The following is a 15,735-nucleotide window of genomic DNA, read 5'->3' as shown; positions in this document are numbered from 1 at the left end:
CGAACCTCCACCCATCCCTTACACCGACAGTCGGGTTGGTCCCCCGACCGTGCGACGAAATTCTCGTGTCCGCCTCAGCTCCTGGAGTGCCGCCGCCAGCAGCTGCGTGGGCGTGCCCACCGCGTCCGGGAAGCTCACCGCGCCCAGCTCCAGCGCCGTGCGCACCACCCGGCCCTCCACCTGGAAGCGCGCCGCCTCGAAGCGCGCGCTCACCCGGGCCATGACTTCCGCAACCGACTCCGCCGGCGTGCCCGGCAGCAGCAGCGCGAACTCGCTGTCGCCCACCCGGGCCACCGCGTCCGCCTCGCGCACCGTCTGTCCCAGCACCACCGCGCTGTACACCAGCAGGCGCTCGGCCATGCCGCGCCCGAATTCCTTGCGGAAGGCGCCGTAGCCCCCCACCTCCGCCGCCACCACGGAGAACGTCCCGCCGTACCGCTCCGCGCGGCGCACTTCCAGCCCGATGAGCGACAGCAGGAAGGCCCGGTTGTAGAGCCCCGTCACCGGGTCATGCAGCGCCAGCGCCGTGCCGGACTCCTCGCCCGCCGCCGCGCGCAGCACCGCCGCCTTCAGCTTCAACTGCGCATGCAGCTTCATGGACAGCTCCGCCTCGCTGCACCCGCGCGAGACGATGTCCACGCACTGCCCCTTCTCCAGGCAGTAGCGGTACGCCTCCATGTCGTGCGGATCCACGAGGTAGAACACCGGCACCGTGCCCCGGCTCGCCTGCCGCAGCCGCCGCGCCACCTGCACCGCGGCGTAGTCCGGCGACTGCGCGGCGAGCAGCACCAGGTCCGGACGGATGACCTCGAACAGTGGCATCGCCGCGTCGAAGCGCGTCAGCGGCACCACCCGGAAGCCGGCCTCCCCCAGGAGCAACCGGGTCCGCTCCAGGTCTTCGGCCCGTGGCTCGACCACGAGTACGGTGGGAGGCTGCCCCGCCTTGCCCACCCGCTTCCGTCTCACGCCCACCGCTCCACCCTCCCCGCCAGAAGTTTCTTCTTCACCGCGCCTCCGCCCCGCACCCGGATTTACAGTCCCGAGCCTTCCCCTGACCTCTACAACTCCTCGGATTTACTGGGAAAGGGCACTGAACTACCCATCCTGGGCAGCGGATTTAGCAATGGCTGTGCCACCTTGGGCCTCACGCAGGCGCGCTTCGAGCTCGGCTGGTTCCACGCGGTGCTTGAAGGCGGGCACCCCGTCGATGACGACCACGGGGATGTCGTAGCGCCAGGCGTCGAAGGCCGCCGCGTCCTCCAGGATGGAGATGATCCGCAGGTCGAAGGGGATGCGAGCGCGCACCGACTCCACGACGGCGGCTGCCTTGTCGCAGAGCGAGCAGTTGGGTTTCGAGTAGATATCGACTCTCATGCGGTGCAGGATGGCCGGTCCATGCGTGGTCTGTCTGGTGACTTCTCGACGATGCCCCTCAAGGACCTCGTCGTCTACCTTGGGAACCGGCGAGTCACCGGCTCTCTGAAGGTGGAGCGTGGGGACGTGCGCAAGCAACTGGAGCTGCGCGACGGCCACGTGGTGAGCGCCAGCTCCAACCAGCCGCGCGAGTTCTTCGGTCAATTCCTCATCAACATGGGGCACCTGACGGAGGACCAGCTCGAAAAGGCTTTCGCCACCCAGGCCCAGACGCGCGTCTTCCTCGGGAAGATCCTGGTGATGACGGGCCTGGTGGCCGAGGCCACCGTCCGCAGCGCGCTGAGTCACAAGTTCCGGGAGATGCTGCTGGACGCCTTCCATTGGAGCGAGGGCGGCTTCGCCTTCGAGTCCTCGGAGACGGCGCCGGAGGTGGCGGGCCTGGACGTCAGCGTGGACCTGCTGGACATCCACCGCGAGGGCGAGTTCCGCGAGACGGCCTGGCAGGCCATCCGCGCCGTCTTCCCTTCCGGGGTCGTGCGGCTGTCGGTGGACGAGCGCAAGCTGCCCGAGCGCAAGCCCGGCAGCATGGACGAGCGCATCGTCCAGCTCATCAAGGACGGGCTCAACATCGACGGCATGGCCCTGGCGCTGCACGCCACGGACTTCTTCCTCTACCAGCGCCTGTACGCGCTCTACCGGCTGGACGCGGTGAAGGTGTCGGAGCTGGAGCCCGAGCCCGAGACGGCCGTGGTGGTGGAGGAGGAAGAGGATGCGAGCGTCATCGGCTCCGAGTCCTCGGCGGACGAGGTGCTCCAGGCGGCGCAGCTCTTCCTGGACGCCGGCAACGTGCGCGACGCCGAGGCCCTCGCGAAGCGCGCGCACGAGCTGGGCCCCTCGCCCCGCACGGCGGAGCTCTTGAAGAAGGCGCAGGAGCGACTGGTGGTGGAGCTGCGCCGGGAGCTGGTGGAGCCGCCCCGGGTGCCCGCGCTGCAGGTGGCGCCCGCGCACCTGAAGACGCTGCAGCTGACCGCGCCCGAGCGCTACCTCCTGTCGCGCATCGACGGCCGGCGCGACGTGGCCGCCATCGTCCACGTGTCCCCGCTCCAGGAATTGGATGCCCTGAAGTTCTTCCAGGGCTTCGTGGACCGGGGGCTGGTGAAGCTCACCGCGCGGTGACGGCGAGGCGCCAGCGCGCGCCCACCACTCCGGCGGAGCCCGGCTTGAGGCCGCCTCCGCCCTGCCTCAGTGCTTGCCCGCGGCGGACGCCGGGGCCGTCATCTCCACGGGAGCCGGCACGCGCAGCAGGCCCAGGCGCAGGGCCTCGCGGCCCAGCCAGGCGCCGCGGATGCGCCACTTCGGGTCATTGACGATGACGGCGGCCACGACCACGCGGGGGTTGTCCTTGGGCGCGAAGCCCACGAACCACGAGTAGTCGCGGAAGGGATTGCGGTCCGCCAGCGTGCCCGTCTTGCCCACGGCGTCGTCCACGCGGAAGGCGCGCTCGCGGAACACGCCGCGCGCGGTGCCGTGGGTGACAGTCTCCTCCATCATGGCGGTGAGGTCCTTCGCCGCCTCGGGGGTGAGGACGGGCTCGCCCTCCGGGGGCAGCAGCGCGCCGGACTCCGGCTCCACCAGCACGGGGTCCACCCACCGGCCGTCGTTGGCCGCCACCGACGCCATCAGCGCGCCGTGCAGCGGGGACAGGTACACGTCGCCGAAGCCCGCACCGGTATTGGCCAGGCCGAAGGGCTCCTCCGGAATGGCCGCGAGCGACACGTCCATGGGGACGGAGAAGGGAATCTCGCGGTTGAAGCGGAAGCGGGCCGCCATGCGGCGCAGCACGTCCGCGTTGAGGTGCTTGTGCGTCAGCTTGGCGAAGACGACGTTGGCGCTCTTGCCCATGGCCAGCGCCAGCGAGATGCAGGCCCCGTCGCGCTCGCTGTCCTCCAGGTGCTTCTCGGACAGCCGCCGCTTGCCGCCGTGGAAGCACTCCTCCACGGACGGGGGGACGCCCGCCTCGAGCAGCGCGCTGCCGGTGACGATCTTGAAGATGCTCGCCGCGGGGAACACGGCGCGCACGGGCAGGCCGCGCATCTCCGGCTGCGCCGCCGAGTGCTCCGCCAGCGCCAGCACGCGGCCCGTGGAGGGCTCCAGCACCACGGCGGCGCCGTAGGGCACGCCGTAGTCGCGCATGATGTTCGTCAGCTGCGTCTGGAGCACCGGGTCGATGGTGAGCACCTGCTTGTGGCCGTTCTTCTCCTTCACCACCAGCCGCTCACCCTCCAGCTTCGCGCGGGCCAGCAGGTCCGCGGCGCGAGGCAGGGGCTGAAGCTTCGCAATCGGAGGCGCCGACTCGCGCGAGGGCACCGGCACCGGAGGCACCAGCCCCGGCTCCGCGGCCAGCGCGGCGAGCCCGCCATCCGGGGACGCGCCCCCCAGCACCGCGGCGCTGGCCGTGGCGAGGGACTCGGGAGTGCCGGCGTCGGCGGGGCTCACGGCGATGGCGGGGCCCACACCTTCCGTTCCGGAGTCGGCCAGTGCCCCAGTGACAGGGGCCGTGGCTCCCGGCTGGGGCTCATTCGCTCCGAGCAGGAGGGCGAGGGGGAACAGCGCTGCGGCGGACAGGAGACGGCGGCGGATCGTCATTGCTGCGCAGGGGCTCCAGGGGGGCTCCGGCGCTTCCGTGAGGAGTCGCCGGAGATGAGCTGAGCGCGAACTCTACCGGCTGGCGGCGCGCTGTCCACGGACGCTTCCTCGGTCGCTTCGTCCGGCCGCTGGCGTCAGAAACTTGGCGGAGGGGTGCGCAACTCCGCTAGGTTCCCCCACACCTTGGACGGATTGAAAGAAACCCTGGTCATCTGGAGCGCGGAGCTGCGCCGCGCCGTGCGCAGTGGGCGCGCGGTGGTGCTGCTCGGCCTCTACAGCATGTTCTCCGCGCTGGTGTTGCTGGTGGTCGGCTGGCTCGCCGGCCAGGTGCGCGAAGCGGTGAACAAGCAACTGGAGACCGCAGGGGCGGGCGCGGATGCCTCGGCGCAGGTGGGCGAGGAGATGCGCAAAGGAGTGCTGGGGTTCCTCCTCAGCGACGACAGCGCGATGATGGAGGCGCTCTCGCGGGTGCCGCTCGAGGTCCTGGTGGTCTTCAAGATCACCCTCTTCTTCCTGCCCGCCTACGTGGCGCTGATGGGCTTCGACCAGCTCAGCGGCGAGGTGGGCCCGCGCTCCATGCGCTACCTCACCGTACGCGCGCGCCGCTCATCGGTGCTGCTGGGCAAGTTCCTCTCGCAGGCGACGCTGCTGCTCGGGCTGGTGCTCATCATCGACATGGCCATCTTCGTCTACGCCCGCATCGCCAACCCGGGCTTCGGCTTCGCCGACGTGGTCATCAACCTCATCAAGTTCTGGCTGGCGGCCATCGTCTTCTCGCTGGCCTACGTGTCCCTCACCACGCTGTGCTCCAGCCTCTTCCGCAGCCCGGCGGTGAGCCTCGTCTTCAACTTCATCCTGCTATTCGTCTTCTGGCTGATGGACACCATCGGCCGGGCCGCCCAGACCGCCTATTCGGCCTATCAGGTGGTCGATGCCTATGCCGTTGGCGAGCCGAGCATGATGCCCTTCCTGCGCTTCCTGCGCTACCTGTCGCCCTCGTACTACGCGGGCAACCTGCTGCACCCGAAGCTGGCCGAGTTCGCCGCCAGCGGAGCCGCGTACGCGGGCTTCGCGATGGTCTTCCTGCTGGGCGCCTACGCCGTCCTGCGCGCGAGGGATTTGTGAGCGACCTGGCGATTGAGCTGTTCGGAGTGTCCAAGCGCTTCGGCCCCAAGGTGGCTGTGAGCAACGTGAGCCTCTCGGTGCCCCGGGGCTCGGTGTTCGGCCTCATCGGCCCCAACGGCGCCGGCAAGACGACCACCTTCTCCATGATGTGCGGGTACCTCTACCCCACCGAGGGCACGCTGAAGGTCATGGACGTGGACCCCGCCACGCCCGGCGCCCTCAAGGGCCGGCTGGGCGCGCTGCCCCAGGACGCGGTGCTCCCGCCCGGCTGGGAGACGGGCGCGCTCTTGACGTACTGGGCCCGCCTGTCCGCCCTCGCCGAGCCCGAGCGCGAGGCCCGCGAGGCCCTGGAGCAGGTGGGGCTGATGGAGGCGTGGAACGTCCAGACGCAGGCGCTCAGCCACGGCATGGCCAAGCGCGCCGCCATGGCCCAGGCCCTCATGGGGCGCCCGCCGCTGGTGCTCCTCGACGAGCCCACCGCCGGCCTGGACCCGCGCATCGCCGCCCAGGTGCGCCAGGTCATCAAGGGGATGAAGGAGGCCCGGCAGACGGTGGTGGTCTCCAGCCACAACCTCCAGGAATTGGAGGAACTGTGCGACGCGGCCGCCATCCTCGACAAGGGCAAGCTGGCGCAGGCCGGCACCATGTCCGAGCTGACCGGCCAGGGCTCCGAGTTCCGCGTGCAGATTGCCCGCGGTGACGTGCTCATCCCCGAGATTGCCTCCATGGCCGACGTCACCGACGCGCGCATGGAGGGCGAGTCCGTGCTGCGCGTGCGCATCAAGGGCGGCGTGAAGCCCGAAGAGGTCATCAGCCGCGTGGTGGGGCACCTGCTCCAGCACGGCGTCCTCATCCTCGGCGTCAGCCGGGGACAGCGCCTGGAAGACCGCGTCCTCCAGCTCCTCTGAGGGAGCTGCCAGCAGAGCGACCGCACGGCGGGAGGCAGCTCAGCCCGCCTTGCGCACCCACCCCACGTAGCTCGTCCCCCGGCGCTCCATCCGCAGGAGCGGATGGCCGGTGGCCTCACACCAGGCGGGGAGGTCTGCTTCCAGCCCCCTGTCGGTGGAGATGAGCTCCACCACGCTGCCCGGCGCGAGCCTCCGCATGGCCTTGGCAATCTCGAGGATGGGCATGGGGCAGAGTGCCCCCGAGGTGTCCAGGCGGACTGCGGCTTCCATGATCCTCACTCTGACGGAATTTTTTCAAAAACTCCCCAGTTTCCGGGCCCCTAGGGGGGGTTGTACCCCCGTGGAAGCCAGACGCACTGGCTTGCGTGTCTGGAATTCCGTCTGTTAAGTACCCCGCCCCTGCCCCTGTAAAAAACCCCACGCTCGGGCCCGGAGTCGGACCCATGGCGAAGGAGCATAGCCAACCCATGAAGCCCAATGTCATCGTGGCCCTCATCGTGGGCCTGGTCCTCGGTTTCTTTGGCGGCCGCGTCGTCAGCGGTCCGTCCTCGAAGACCGAAGCCGCCAAGCCCGCCGCGAACTCCCCTTCCGCCCAGGCGCCCGGCCGGCGTCCGGTGGACCCCACCGTCTTCAAGGTGAACATCGACGGGGCCCCGGTGAAGGGCAGCCCTGACGCGCTCGTCACGCTGGTGGAGTTCTCGGACTACGAGTGCCCCTTCTGCAGCCGCGCGCACGTCACCGTGGAGAAGCTGCGGGAGCAGTACGGCAACAAGCTCCGCGTGGTGATGAAGCAGAACCCGCTGTCCTTCCACCCGCACGCCAAGCCCGCGGCCCTCGCCGCGCTGGCGGCCGGTGAGCAGGGCAAGTACTGGGAGATGCACGACAAGCTCTTCGCCAACCAGAAGAAGCTGGATGAGGCCTCGCTGGAGGGCTACGCGAAGGACCTGGGCCTGGACATCACCAAGTGGAAGGCCGACATGGCCAACCCGAAGTTCCAGGACACCATCCAGAAGGAGCAGTCGCAGGCGAGCACCCTGGGCGCCAGCGGCACCCCGGCCTTCTTCATCAACGGCCGCTTCCTCTCCGGTGCGCAGCCCATCGACAACTTCAAGGCCCTCATCGACGAGGAGCTGGCGAAGGCCGAGTCCCTCGTGAAGGGCGGCGTCCCCGCCTCGCAGGTGTACGCGAAGACCATCGAGAAGGGCGCCGAGAAGGCCGCCCCGAAGCAGAACCCGGTGCAGCAGGCCGCCGCCGCCGTCCGCAAGGTGGACATCCCGTCGGACTCCCCCTCCTTCGGCCCGGCGACCGCCAAGGTCACCATCGTGGAGTTCTCCGACTTCGAGTGCCCCTTCTGCAGCCGCGTGGTCCCCACGCTGACGCAGATCAAGAAGGACTACGCGAAGGACGTGCGCGTGGTGTTCCGCAACCAGCCGCTGCCCTTCCACGCCAGCGCGAAGCCCGCCGCCGAGGCCGCCATGGCCGCGCACGAGCAGGGCAAGTTCTGGGAGATGCACGACAAGCTCTTCACCAACCAGAAGGCCCTGGACCGCGCCTCCCTGGAGAAGTACGCGCAGGAGATCGGCCTGAACGTCGCGAAGTTCAAGGCCGCCCTCGACAGCGGCAAGTTCAAGGCGAAGATCGAGGCGGACATGGCCGCCGGCAGCGCGGTGGGCGCCAACGGCACCCCCACGTTCTTCATCAACGGCCGTGAGTTCGTCGGCGCCCAGCCGTTCGACGCCTTCAAGAAGGTCATCGACGAGGAGATCGCCAAGGCCGACAAGCTGCTGGCCGCCGGCACCAAGCCGGAGGAGCTGTTCGGGAAGATCCTCGCCCAGAACATCGCCGCCGCCCCTGCCGCCCCCGCGGGCGGCGCCGACGGCGCCCCGGCCGAGCCGCCGGTGCAGAAGGTGGAAGTGGGCACCGCCCCGGTGAAGGGCGCGAAGAATGCCCCCGTCACCATCGTCGCCTTCTCCGACTTCGAGTGCCCGTTCTGCAGCCGCGTGGTGCCCACGCTGAAGCAGCTCGAGGACCAGTACCAGGGCAAGATCAAGGTTGCCTTCAAGAACCAGCCGCTGCCCTTCCACGCCAACGCCAAGCCGGCCGCCGCCGCCGCGCTGGCCGCGCACGAGCAGGGCAAGTTCTGGGAGATGCACGACAAGCTCTTCGCCAACCAGCGCGCCCTGGACCGCGCCTCGCTGGAGAAGTACGCGCAGGAGATTGGCCTCAACGTCGGCAAGTTCAAGGCCGACCTCGACAGCGGCAAGTACACCGCGCAGATCGAGGCGGACTCCGCCGAGGGCACGCGCCTGGGCGCCAACGGCACCCCGACGTTCTTCATCAACGGCCGCACGCTCGTGGGCGCCCTGCCCCTCGAGGCCTTCAAGAAGGTCATCGACGAGGAGCTGAAGAAGGCCGGCGGCGCGGTGGCGGCGGACGCCAAGTAGTTCAAGTCCCCGCTCCGGCCCCCCGGGCCTGAAGCACGAGAGGCCGTCGGACCTTCGGGGTCCGGCGGCCTCTGTGCTTTTGGGGCTTCCGTGCTGCTTTCAGGAGACGGCGATGGCGTCGATCTCCACCTTGGAGCCGCGGGGCAGCGCGGAGACCTGCACGGTGGCGCGGGCCGGGGGCGCGCCGGTGAAGTAGCGGCCGTAGACCTCGTTGACGCGCGCGAAGTCACCCAGGTCCGTGAGGAAGATGGTGCAGCGGACGACGTGGGAGAAGTCCAGGCCGCCGGCGGTGAGCACGGCCTTGAGGTTCTCCATCACCCGCTCGGCCTGCGCGACGACGTCACCCTGCACCATCTCCATGGTGGAGGGGTCCAGGGGAATCTGGCCGGAGAGGAAGGTCATCTTCCCCGCGTCCACCTGCACCGCCTGGGAGTACGGGCCAATGGCCTTGGGGGCCTGGTCGGAGTGGATTGCCTTGCGAGCCATGCGGCACACCTCGGAAGTGGGGCGGCCCCGTTTGGGGCCGCCCGGGTTTCCGGGGCGCTCTACCACGAAAGACGGCGCTCTAGATTCGCTCGACGGAGTAGACGCCGTTGAGACGCTCGATGGTGCGCATCAGGTCGGTGAGCTGCTTGAGGTCGGAGATGGTGACCTCGAAGGTGTTCACCGCCCGGTCATCCCCCGTGGCGCGGCAGTTGGCCTGGGAGATGTTGACGCCCTTCTTGGAGAAGGTGTTGGAGATGTCCGCCAGCAGGCCCGGCCGGTCCGCCGTCAGCACGCGCAGCGTGACGGGGCGCTTGAAGTCCCCACGCACGTCCCAGTTCACGTCCACGCGGCGCTCGGGGTCCGTGGCCAGCGCCTTTTCACAACCCACCGTGTGCACCGTCACTCCCCGTCCCCGGGTGATGAAGCCGGCGATGGGGTCGCCGGGGACGGGGTTGCAACACCGTCCGAAGCGCACGAGCACGTCGTCCACGCCGCCAATCTGCACGCCGCTGCGGTTGCTGCGGCCCACCAGTCGCTTGGCCAGGTCCGTGACGCGCGACAGGCCGGGCAGCATGGAGGAGCTGGCGGAGTTGCCTCCGGACAGGCTGTTGCCGCCGCCGTCGGCGCGCGCAGCGGTCTCCGCCGCGGCGAGCTTCTCCTGCGGAACCAGCCGATGCACGAGCTGCTGCGGCGTCACCTTGCCGTAGCCGACGGCCACCAGCAGGTCGTCTTCAATCCGGAAGCCCAGCTCCTCGGCGACCTTCTTCATCTCCCCGGACTTGAGCAGCCGGTTGAAGTTGAGCTGGAAGCGCTTCAGCTCGCGGTCCGTCAGCTCGCGGCCCAGCTGCAGGCTCTTGTCGCGCTGCTGCTGCTTGATGAAGCCGCGGATGCGCTGCTGGGCGCGGCTCGTCTTGACGAAGGTGAGCCAGTCCTTGGACGGGTGCTGCTGGGGACTGGTGAGCACCTCCACCGTGTCGCCGTTCTTCAGCTTGTAGCGCAGGGGAACAATCTTGCCGTTCACCTTCGCGCCCACGCACCGGTTGCCCACGTCCGAGTGGATGGCGTACGCGAAGTCCACCGGCGTGGCCCCGCGCGGCAGCGAGCGCACGTCGCCCTTGGGCGTGAAGACGAAGACCTCGTCGGTGAAGAGGTCCACCTTCACCGTCTCGAGGAACTCCTTCGGGTCCTTCAGGTCCTGCTGCCACTCCATCAGCTGGCGCAGCCAGGCGAACTTCTCGTCATCCTTGGAGATGACCGCCTTGCCCTCCTTGTACTTCCAGTGGGCGGCGATGCCCTCCTCGGCGATCTTGTGCATCTCCGAGGTGCGGATCTGCACCTCCACGCGCTCGCTCAAGGGGCCAATCACCGTGGTGTGCAGTGACTGGTACATGTTGGGCTTCGGAATCGCGATGAAGTCCTTGAAGCGCCCGGGCACCGGCTTCCACATCTCGTGCACCAGTCCGAGCGCCTCGTAGCAGGAGGGCGCGGTGGGGGCGATGATGCGGAAGGCGATGATGTCGTGGATCTGGTCGAAGTCGATGCCCTGCGCCTTGATCTTCTTGTAGATGCTGTAGACGTGCTTGAAGCGGCCGGACACCTCGCCCTTCAGCCCGCGCTCGGCGAGCTTCGAGCGGATGAGGTCGCACGTGTCCTCGATGTACTTCTCGCGCTCCTTCTTGCGCTTGTTGAGCTTCTCCTGGAGCGCGAAGAACTCCTGCGGCTTCACGTAGCGGAAGCTCAGGTCCTCCAGCTCCGTCTTTATCCAGGAGATGCCGAGCCGATTCGCGAGCGGCGCGTAGATGTCCAGGGTCTCCTGGGCAATGCGCGCCTGCTTCTCCTCGGACATGTGGTCCAGCGTCCGCATGTTGTGCGTGCGGTCCGCCAGCTTCACGAGGATGACGCGGATGTCCTGCGCCATCGCGATGATCATCTTCCGGAAGTTCTCCGCCTGCTTCTCCTCCTGCGAGAGGCTGGCGGACGCGGAGAACTTGGACAGCTTGGTGACGCCGTCGACGAGCTGGGCGACTTCTGCTCCGAACAGCTCCGTGAGCTCCTCGGCGGTAGCGAGTGTGTCCTCAATGGTGTCGTGGAGGAGGCCGGTGACGATGGACGCCTCGTCGAGCTTCAGCTCTCCCAGGATGCCCGCGACCTCGAGCGGGTGGACGAGGTAGGGCTCGCCTGACTTCCTCAGCTGGCCCTGGTGGACCTTGGCTGAGTAGACGTAGGCCTTCTTGATGATGTCCAGGTCAGGGTCCGGGTGATACGAGGAGACCCGTTGGAGGATGTCGTTAAGGCGAATCATCGAGTGAAGGGCAATCGTAACTTTGCCCCCCTGGGGGGGCAACGTCGCCCCACACCTGGGTGTTCCAGTTCACGTACGGGGCCGGGGGGACTATCCCACCTGTCGCGTTCGCTTTCGTTGACCCGACGTTTTCAGGGCCCCTAGATTCGCCCTCTCCCATGTCACAGCTCCTGCTGTCCGCTCTCGCCGTGGTCTGCCCGAACTGTGACGGGTACAACCCCCCTCGCTCGGCCGCCTGTGTCCTGTGCGGCCAGGCGCTGGAGGAAGCGGCCCGGCCGCCCGCCGCCCGGCCCGCCGGGGCGACTCCCCGTCCCGTAGCGCCGCCCCCCGGCCGTCCCGTGGCCGTGTCCACCTTCCCCGGTCCCAGGGGGGAAACGGGCGTCCCGAACACCACGCCGCCTCCGCCGAGCGCCATCCCTCCCGGGCTGCGCCCCTCGGCGAGGACGCCTCCGCCCACCGCCGCCGCCGGGCTCCCCGTGGAGCGCCCCGGGGCCCGCGTGACGGCTCCGGCGGGTGGCGCCGCCTCGGTGCCGCCCGTCGCCACCCCGCGGGCGGGCGCCGGGGGGCCCGCGTCGGTGCCTCCGGGCCCCGCCGTCACCCGGCCTCCCCCTCCGGTTCCGGACAGCGCGATGCCCTCCCGGCCCGGGGCTCCCGCCGCGGCGGCTCCCGGGGCCCCGCGTCCGGCTCCTCCGGCGGCGTCCCGCTTCGGTCTGGCCGTCATCGCCGGCTCCACGCGGGGCCAGCGCTACAAGCTGCCCGTCACCGGCTGCGTCGTGGGCCGGCAGCGCGGCGCCATCCTGTTCTCGGATGACGCCTACGTGTCGCCCCTGCACGCCACCTTCCTGGTGAAGGACGGCGCCCTCTTCGTCCGGGACGAGTCGAGCGCCTCGGGCGTCTTCGTCGCCGTCGCCGGCACCGAGGCCCTCGCCCCGCGCACCCTCTTCAGCGCGGGCCAGCGGCTGTTCCGCTACACGGGCCGGCTGGAGCCGGTGGCGCCCGTGGCGGGCCGCCCCCACGTCTACGGCGCACCGGTGCCGCTGGGGCAGGCGGTGTACGGGGTGGAGGAAGTCCTGGTGGGCGGGCGCGCGGGCCGCGCGGTGGTGACGGCGGCGCCGCTGCTCACCATCGGACAGGCGAACTGCGACCTGAGCTTCCCGGGGGACGAGGGCCTGGCCGGCCGCCACTGCGAACTCTCCCCCACCCCCACGGGCGCCCTGCTGCGCGACTTGTCGGGCGGACTGGGCACGTTTGTGCGACTCGCCTCGGGCGTGGAGCGCCCGCTGCGTCCGGGAGACCGCGTCCGCCTGGGCCAGCACGTGCTCCAGGTGGAGAACCTGGGCTGAGTCTCGCTTCGGGGGTTGCCGCCGCGCCTGCCGTCAGGGCGCGGAGGGCCGGGCGATGGCCGCACCCAGGCGCTGCTCGATGATCTCCCGCGCCTTGGAGTTGGGCATCTCGCGCAGGTGGCGCTCCCACCAGCCCCGGGCCTCCTGGAGGTCGGGATTGGGTCGGCTCCAGTAGATGTCACCCAGCTTCAGCGCGAGGTCGGGGTCGCCGCTCATGCTGAAGGCCTCGCGGTAGCTCGAGGCCGCGAGGGGAATGTCCAGCCGCTGCAGGGCCCGGTCTCCCTCTCGCGTCTTCCGGCCGGCCGCCTCCACATCGCGCTCCGCATTGGAGATCTGCCGCTCGTAGAGGGGCACCTCGGTGCTCGGCGCGCTGCCGACGGCGCCGGGCACCGGCGCGTTCTTGGGCAGCGCGTACGGCAGGTCCTGCGCGCCGCTGCCGGCGCCGACGCTGAAGTAGTAGGCGAAGAAGCCCACCGCGGCCACGACGAGGAGGATGGTCAGCGACTTGAAGAAGAAGGCGAACCCGCCCCCGCCCGAGCCCGGATTCGTCGGTGACAGGGAGTCCGTCTTCTCCCGGGTGGCGGGCATGTCGTCCGCGTTCGCCGGCAGGGGCGAGAGCACGCCTGGCAGCGCGCGCACCGTGGCCTCCATCGTGACTTCGTTGCTGTCCCAGCCCGGCACGGTGACGTCCCGGCCGTCATTCAGCGGGCCGCCGGTCGACTTGCGCGGCAGCGGCGCGAGCACCGCGGAGGGACGCGCGCCGCGCTGCGAGGCCTCGGCCCGGCGGCGCTCCTTCTCCACCATCGCCAGCTCCGCCTTGAAGGCCTCGGCGTTGGCGGGCCGGTCATCCGGGCTCTTGGAGAGAGCGCGCAGGATGAGCTTCTCCAGCCCCGGGGAGATGCGCGCGTCCGGCCGGCGCCGGCTGGGCGGCGGCGGCTCCTCGGTGAGGTGCTTGGTGGCGAAGCCCACCGCCGAGTCGGACTCGAAGGGCAAAAGCCCCGTCGTCAACTGGTAGAGGATGACGCCCACCGCGTACAGGTCCGAGCGGTGGTCCAAGGGCGCGCCGCGCGCCTGCTCCGGCGACATGTACTCGGGGGTGCCGCACACGAAGCCCGCGCGGGTGAGCGCCGGGCCGTCGTCGGTGGAGTCGGTAATCTTGGCGATGCCGAAGTCGAGCACCTTCACGAAGTCGCCTTCGTTGCGGCGCTGCTCCACCATGATGTTCTCGGGCTTGAGGTCCCGGTGGATGACGCCAGCGCCGTGCGCGTCCGACAGCGCGCTCAGCACCTGGCTGACGAGGCGCACCACGCGCGCCTCCCCCAGCGGCCACTCGCGGCTGAGGATTTGATGCAGGTCCTGCCCCGCCACGTACTCCATGGCGATGAAGAGCGCGCCGTCCTCGGCCTGGCCGAAGTCCAGCACGCTGATGGAGTTGGCGTGGTTGAGGCGGCTGGCGGCCTTGGCCTCGCGCTGGAAGCGCGCCACGGTGCGCTCGTCCGACAGCAGCGTGTGGCGCAGCACCTTGAGCACCACCACCTTGTCGAGGGCCAGCTGGCGGGCGCGGTACACCTTGCCCATGCCGCCCTCGCCGATGAGGGCCTCCACGCGGTACTTGTGGGCAATCGTCTTGCCGACGTACTCGTCCGCGTCGGCCGCGCGCACGAGCGTCGCGCCGCAAGCGGGACAGTAACGAGAGCTTTTTTCTTGGGCGTCGGCGCCGCAGGAGGGGCAGAGCAAGGCAACGTTCCCCAGTGGGGTGGGGTCCGGACTTCACCACGTCGCTCGGGTGACGGGCAAGCCATGCACAAGGCGAGCAACCAGGCTCGACCCCTGGTAGAACCCGGAGATCGCCATGGACGCCGTGGAATACTGCCCCCGCTGTGACGCCGAGAATGCCCGGGACGCCGCCGTCTGCCGGGCGTGTGGCTCGCCCATCCGCTCCGGGACGATGGTGATGGCCGTGGCCAGCCTGGCCACGCGCCCGCAGGTCTCCATCCGCGTGGTGCGCGCCGACGGCGGCCCCGAGTCCGTCGTCCGCATGCAGCGCGACACCCTCACCTGCGGCCAGCAGGGCGAGATTCAGCTCCCGGACGACCCGTTCATCATGCCCGTCCAGCTGCGCTTCTTCTTCTCCGGCGCCCGGCTGGCGGTGGAGGACGTGGGCGGCGCCAACGGCGTCTTCGTCCGCCTGCGCCAGGAGCGGGAGCTGTCCCCCGGCGGCGAGCTGCGACTGGGACGGCAGCGACTGGTGCTGGAGCCCATCCCCGCCGCGGCCAACGGCCCGGGCGGCACCCAGGTGTGGGGCTCACCGGATCCCGGCTACCGCCTGCGGCTGGTGCAGCTGCTGGAGGGGGGCTTGAGGGGCGCGGCCTTCCCGCTGCGCGAGGGCGACAACCTGCTGGGCCGCGAGCAGGGCGACCTCACCTTCCCCACGGACGGCTTCGTGTCCGGGCGTCACGCGGTGCTGCAGGTGCGGCAGGACCGGCTCCAGGTCCGTGACGTGGGCTCGTCCAACGGCACCTTCATCCGCCTGGCGGGCCCCACCTTCGTGGACAACGGGGACCACTTCCTCATCGGCCGTCAGCTGCTTCGCGTCGAAATCCAGGCGCCCGCGGCCTGAGGGCGCCCGGTCCGGTCATGACTCCAGGGCGGGCCGCACGAGGGCTTCCTCGCGCGGCCCTGTCTCCCGGCGCTCAGCCGTAGGACTTCTCCTTCTTCTCCTGCTCCTCCTTGCAGCGGATGCAGAGCGTCGTCACCGGACGGGCCTCCAGCCGCTTCGGGGAGATGTCCTCCTCGCAACGCTCGCAGATGCCGAAGGTGCCGTCCTCGATGCGGGCCAGCGCCTTTTCGATCTTCTGCAAGAGGAACTTTTCCCGGTCGCGCAGGCGGAACACCATGGATTGCGCATACTCGGAAGAGGCCAGGTCGATCTCGTCCGGGAGGTCGTCCGTGTCGAAGTTGGACTCCTCCACCAGGGTTTTCTTGGCGCTCTCGAGCAGGCTCGTCTTGCTGTCCTCGAGCATCTTCTTGTAACGCTTGAGATCTTTCTGGTTCACAGACTTCGCTCCAGTCCAGCGAGGGTTTGGGCCCTGCCCCAAAAAAAGGGC

General features: G+C 69.7%; 14 protein-coding genes. 6 read left to right on the top strand and 8 right to left on the bottom strand.

The genetic code is table 11. The features are described from left to right. Window positions 1-18: 18 nt before the first annotated feature. Together G4D86_RS38710 and G4D86_RS38705 are read right to left on the bottom strand one after the other, a co-directional pair. The gene (locus tag G4D86_RS38710) at window positions 19-972 is read right to left on the bottom strand and encodes a GGDEF domain-containing protein (protein WP_240360709.1); all 954 of its coding nucleotides are present in this window, start codon (window positions 970-972) and stop codon (window positions 19-21) included. Window positions 973-1,095: 123 nt separating this feature from the next. Then, window positions 1,096-1,374 carry a glutaredoxin family protein gene (locus G4D86_RS38705; protein ID WP_163999319.1) on the bottom strand — a complete coding sequence of 93 codons (279 nt, stop codon included), beginning with the start codon at window positions 1,372-1,374 and terminating at the stop codon, window positions 1,096-1,098. A 21-nt stretch (window positions 1,375-1,395) separates the two neighbouring features. Here G4D86_RS38705 and G4D86_RS38700 point away from each other — a divergent pair, with 21 nt between their 5' ends. Then, a complete protein-coding gene (locus tag G4D86_RS38700; protein WP_163999318.1) occupies window positions 1,396-2,550 on the top strand; it encodes a DUF4388 domain-containing protein in 1,155 nt (384 codons plus the stop codon). A 66-nt stretch (window positions 2,551-2,616) separates the two neighbouring features. On the opposite strand, the gene G4D86_RS38695 is transcribed toward G4D86_RS38700, so the two are convergent. Next, window positions 2,617-4,020 (bottom strand): penicillin-binding transpeptidase domain-containing protein, encoded by a 1,404-nt coding sequence (locus G4D86_RS38695; protein WP_163999317.1) that lies wholly within the window; start codon window positions 4,018-4,020, stop codon window positions 2,617-2,619. Between the two features lie 183 nt (window positions 4,021-4,203). Here G4D86_RS38695 and G4D86_RS38690 point away from each other — a divergent pair, with 183 nt between their 5' ends. Both G4D86_RS38690 and G4D86_RS38685 read left to right on the top strand, forming a co-directional pair. Further along, entirely contained in the window at window positions 4,204-5,145 is a 942-nt protein-coding gene (locus tag G4D86_RS38690; protein ID WP_420821882.1) for an ABC transporter permease, read from the top strand. Next, window positions 5,142-6,053: an ABC transporter ATP-binding protein gene (locus G4D86_RS38685; protein WP_163999315.1), complete on the top strand. Its 912-nt coding sequence runs from the start codon at window positions 5,142-5,144 to the stop codon at window positions 6,051-6,053. The genes G4D86_RS38690 and G4D86_RS38685 overlap by 4 nt, the downstream gene beginning before the upstream one ends. Before the next feature lie 39 nt (window positions 6,054-6,092). Here G4D86_RS38685 and G4D86_RS38680 read toward each other — a convergent pair whose 3' ends face one another. Then, on the bottom strand, window positions 6,093-6,323 hold the full coding sequence (locus G4D86_RS38680) for a sulfurtransferase TusA family protein (RefSeq protein ID WP_163999314.1): 231 nt from the start codon (window positions 6,321-6,323) through the stop codon (window positions 6,093-6,095). 197 nt (window positions 6,324-6,520) lie between these two features. Here G4D86_RS38680 and G4D86_RS38675 point away from each other — a divergent pair, with 197 nt between their 5' ends. Beyond that, window positions 6,521-8,497 (top strand): DsbA family protein, encoded by a 1,977-nt coding sequence (locus G4D86_RS38675; protein WP_163999313.1) that lies wholly within the window; start codon window positions 6,521-6,523, stop codon window positions 8,495-8,497. 99 nt (window positions 8,498-8,596) lie between these two features. On the opposite strand, the gene G4D86_RS38670 is transcribed toward G4D86_RS38675, so the two are convergent. Both G4D86_RS38670 and G4D86_RS38665 read right to left on the bottom strand, forming a co-directional pair. Beyond that, the gene (locus G4D86_RS38670) at window positions 8,597-8,992 is read right to left on the bottom strand and encodes a RidA family protein (protein WP_240360721.1); all 396 of its coding nucleotides are present in this window, start codon (window positions 8,990-8,992) and stop codon (window positions 8,597-8,599) included. Window positions 8,993-9,062: 70 nt separating this feature from the next. Further along, a complete protein-coding gene (locus G4D86_RS38665; RefSeq protein ID WP_163999311.1) occupies window positions 9,063-11,285 on the bottom strand; it encodes a RelA/SpoT family protein in 2,223 nt (740 codons plus the stop codon). Window positions 11,286-11,443: 158 nt separating this feature from the next. Here G4D86_RS38665 and G4D86_RS38660 point away from each other — a divergent pair, with 158 nt between their 5' ends. Beyond that, window positions 11,444-12,628, top strand: coding sequence for an FHA domain-containing protein (locus G4D86_RS38660; RefSeq protein ID WP_163999310.1), 1,185 nt, complete (start codon window positions 11,444-11,446; stop codon window positions 12,626-12,628). A 33-nt stretch (window positions 12,629-12,661) separates the two neighbouring features. Here the strand turns inward: G4D86_RS38660 and G4D86_RS38655 are convergent, their stop codons facing one another. Then, complete coding sequence (locus G4D86_RS38655; protein WP_163999309.1) at window positions 12,662-14,290, bottom strand: serine/threonine-protein kinase; 1,629 nt, start codon at window positions 14,288-14,290, stop codon at window positions 12,662-12,664. 190 nt (window positions 14,291-14,480) lie between these two features. Here G4D86_RS38655 and G4D86_RS38650 point away from each other — a divergent pair, with 190 nt between their 5' ends. Next, window positions 14,481-15,248, top strand: a complete 768-nt coding sequence (locus tag G4D86_RS38650; protein WP_163999308.1) for an FHA domain-containing protein — start codon at window positions 14,481-14,483, stop codon at window positions 15,246-15,248. 73 nt (window positions 15,249-15,321) lie between these two features. Here the strand turns inward: G4D86_RS38650 and G4D86_RS38645 are convergent, their stop codons facing one another. Continuing rightward, window positions 15,322-15,684 (bottom strand): TraR/DksA family transcriptional regulator, encoded by a 363-nt coding sequence (locus G4D86_RS38645; protein WP_163999307.1) that lies wholly within the window; start codon window positions 15,682-15,684, stop codon window positions 15,322-15,324. Window positions 15,685-15,735 lie beyond the last annotated feature (51 nt).

This window comes from Pyxidicoccus caerfyrddinensis, assembly GCF_010894405.1.
GTDB classification, from domain to species: Bacteria; Myxococcota; Myxococcia; order Myxococcales; family Myxococcaceae; genus Myxococcus; species Myxococcus caerfyrddinensis.
Note: the sequence above shows the minus strand (reverse complement) of the source record. Positions and strands in the feature narration are given on the sequence as shown.

Coding starts and splice junctions, on each gene's coding strand:
- G4D86_RS38650 (WP_163999308.1), top strand. CDS start 14,481: ATGGACGCCGTGGAATACTGCCCCCGCTGTGACGCCGAGAATGCCCGG.
- G4D86_RS38705 (WP_163999319.1), bottom strand. CDS start 1,374: ATGAGAGTCGATATCTACTCGAAACCCAACTGCTCGCTCTGCGACAAG.
- G4D86_RS38680 (WP_163999314.1), bottom strand. CDS start 6,323: ATGGAAGCCGCAGTCCGCCTGGACACCTCGGGGGCACTCTGCCCCATG.
- G4D86_RS38700 (WP_163999318.1), top strand. CDS start 1,396: ATGCGTGGTCTGTCTGGTGACTTCTCGACGATGCCCCTCAAGGACCTC.
- G4D86_RS38695 (WP_163999317.1), bottom strand. CDS start 4,020: ATGACGATCCGCCGCCGTCTCCTGTCCGCCGCAGCGCTGTTCCCCCTC.
- G4D86_RS38675 (WP_163999313.1), top strand. CDS start 6,521: ATGAAGCCCAATGTCATCGTGGCCCTCATCGTGGGCCTGGTCCTCGGT.
- G4D86_RS38665 (WP_163999311.1), bottom strand. CDS start 11,285: ATGATTCGCCTTAACGACATCCTCCAACGGGTCTCCTCGTATCACCCG.
- G4D86_RS38660 (WP_163999310.1), top strand. CDS start 11,444: ATGTCACAGCTCCTGCTGTCCGCTCTCGCCGTGGTCTGCCCGAACTGT.